The sequence below is a fragment of the Pseudomonadota bacterium genome, assembly GCA_010028905.1.
Classification (GTDB): Bacteria; Vulcanimicrobiota; Xenobia; order RGZZ01; family RGZZ01; genus RGZZ01.
Map to the genome: position 1 here is coordinate 1 of RGZZ01000835.1, position 1,320 is coordinate 1,320.

Below are 1,320 nucleotides of genomic sequence, written 5' to 3' on the forward strand. Positions count from 1 at the left end.
GCCGCCGGCTCTTCGACCTCGTGCAGGCGACCTGGAACGTGCTCGAGCCCTCAGCCGGCCCGGCGCTGTCCCGCGCGCACGCCCTCGGGGTACAGACCTACGCCAAGGAAGGCCTCGCCAACGGGCGTCTGACCCCACGCGGAGATCGCCCTGACTGGCTCTCGTTCGCCGCCGCCCAGGGCCACGCCCCCGACGCCCTCGCCCTCGGAGCAGCCCTGGCGCAGCCCTTCCTCGACGTGGTGCTGTCAGGTGCCGCGACGGTGGCTCAACTGCAGTCGAACCTCATCGCACGACACACCCAGTCTGCCGACCTCACCCAGTTCATCGAATCGCCAGCGAAGTACTGGTCAGCGCGCAGTCGGCTGCCCTGGTCTTGAGACTCAGGGCATCTCGGGGCCCGGCATCACCAGCCGGAAGATGCGGCACGTGCCCGCGTCGTTCGAAGCCGAGGGGCAGTTGTCACTGGCCACCACGGGCGCCGTCAGCGCAGGGTCTTCGAAGCACCCGTACCCAAAGCGTCGACCGGTCGGCAGACCCGTCGTCGAGTCGGGGAAGCCGCCCCAGAACTCTTCCCAGATGAGGTAGTCGCCGCCCGTCTGCGTGTTGACGAACGAGAGGCTCAAGCCCTGCCCCAACATCGGGTTGGTCACGCGGGTCACGTCGATCCCCTGAATCACGAGCACGTTGCTCTGCTCGATGGCGTTGGGCGCGTTGCGATCAGAAGCGATGGAGAAGACGCGCGCGCAGTCGACCGCCGAGCCGTCGTTCGCCTTCTTCTTGATGAAGCGGGTCGAGGCCGAGCGCGGGCTCAACGTGAGGCCCGACCAGTTCGTTGCGGTGTTCAGCTCGAAGCGCGGCTGCACGAACTGCTCGACCGCGGTGCACACGCCATTGATGCAGAGCGGAATCGGGCGATCGGTCGTGAAGTTGCCCACGCATGCCGACTGCACGGTGCACGCCTGAGCACTTGGGGCAACTGCCGTAGTTCGGTGGCTCGCAGCCCACCTGACCGGCGCAATCGCGATCCTGGCAGTCGGTGAGGCCGTTGCCATCGTTGTCGATGCCGTCTCCGCAGACCTCGCGCTTCGGCTCTGCGGAACAATCGACGAAAGACACCGCGACCAGCGCGAGGGCGACGACGAGCAACGAGCGCTTCATGGACACTTTCCAGTGCATGACCGGTCGGACGGCACACACGCCTGCTGACCGGTGGTGAGGATGAGGCAGGCGAACCCCTGCGGGCATTCTTGCTGACCCGTGCCGCAGAACTTCGCGCAGACGCTCTGACCGACACCCGTGCCGCCGTCAGGCAACGAGACC

Annotated in this window: 3 protein-coding genes; 1 reads left to right on the forward strand and 2 read right to left on the reverse strand. The window is 67.0% G+C overall.

Features of this window, described 5'->3' with window-relative positions; all coding sequences use genetic code 11:
• Positions 1-377 (forward strand): aldo/keto reductase (locus tag EB084_25720; protein NDD31662.1); only part of this gene is annotated, 377 nt, incomplete at its 5' end.
• Between the two features lie 3 nt (positions 378-380).
• Here EB084_25720 and EB084_25725 read toward each other — a convergent pair.
• The gene (locus EB084_25725) at positions 381-812 is read right to left on the reverse strand and encodes a hypothetical protein (protein NDD31663.1); all 432 of its coding nucleotides are present in this window, start codon (positions 810-812) and stop codon (positions 381-383) included.
• A complete protein-coding gene (locus tag EB084_25730; protein NDD31664.1) occupies positions 718-1,245 on the reverse strand; it encodes a hypothetical protein in 528 nt (175 codons plus the stop codon). The genes EB084_25725 and EB084_25730 overlap by 95 nt, the downstream gene beginning before the upstream one ends.
• Between the last annotated feature and the right edge of the window lie 75 nt (positions 1,246-1,320).